General features: G+C 67.7%; 1 protein-coding gene. It reads right to left on the bottom strand.

What is annotated here, in order from left to right:
- Positions 1–242 (bottom strand): GAP1-N1 domain-containing protein (locus tag ACU8YC_RS27575; RefSeq protein WP_446896338.1); only part of this gene is annotated, 242 nt, incomplete at its 3' end.
- Positions 243–449 lie beyond the last annotated feature (207 nt).

Here is a 449-nt window from a genome sequence, read left to right as displayed (position 1 = left end):
AAATAGGCGGACAGACCTTCGGCCCGGACCCATTCGTCCATAGGAATTACGAGGCTCAAGGTTCGGACACATCCCGCCCGCGCGACCGTCAGGTCCTGCCAGGTCCGCGCAAGCACGAAGCGCTTGCCCCCCGGCAGCGGATACGCCGTCAGGTATGGATCGAACCGCTCCCGCGGCCGCAAGGGTCCCGCGACGTCGGACAGTTGGTTGACCACCGACTGTTCCGCCTTCGGAAGGGGCATGGACGTCGCGAGGAGCTGGTGCCCCTGCTGATACCCATGGACTTGGCGCTCGACGGCTGACACGATCAGACGCCGACAGCCCACGCGATGGGCCACGTCAGGTCGGGATCCCGACGCCAGGTCCCTCCGTCGTCCTCGGCCGCCACCCACCCACGGCCGTCGAGGCCGTTCTCCTGGACGTCGTCGCGGCAGGACTCGTCCGCCTTG

This window comes from Citrobacter sp. VF227, from assembly GCF_052950715.1.
The sequence above is the reverse complement of the archived record's forward strand: the minus strand, read 5'-3'. Positions and strand labels throughout refer to the sequence as shown.